We start from the raw sequence: 403 nt of genomic DNA on the forward strand, positions 1-403 counted from the left end.
AAGCATTGCGCTCAGGTCAATTAAAAGGCGGTGTCGTTGGCACCTTAATGAGTAATATGAGCTTAGAGATTGCGTTGAAAATGCTTGGCGTTCCTTTCTTACGTGCAAACGTGGGAGACCGTTATGTATTGGAAAAAATGGTTGAAAATGATTGGACGCTTGGGGGGGAGAATTCTGGACATATTATCATTGCGGATAAGAATACTACTGGCGATGGCATTGTTGCGTCATTGGCTGTATTGGCGGCGATGGCACAGCATAAATTATCATTAAATGAATTAGCAAGTGCGGTTAAATTATTCCCATAAGTGTTAATCAATGTACGTTTTGCAGGTGGGGAAAATCCACTTGAAAATGATGCTGTAAAATCTGTTGCCGCAGAGGTTGAAAAACGTTTAGAAGG

General features: G+C 41.4%; 1 pseudogene. It reads left to right on the forward strand.

The annotated features are described in order from the left end of the window. Positions 1 to 403 (forward strand): annotated as a pseudogene (gene glmM / locus HMPREF2813_RS01050) (phosphoglucosamine mutase); the annotation flags it as partial.

The sequence above is a fragment of the Haemophilus sp. HMSC066A11 genome (assembly GCF_001811665.1).
Lineage (GTDB): Bacteria > Pseudomonadota > Gammaproteobacteria > Enterobacterales > Pasteurellaceae > Haemophilus > Haemophilus influenzae.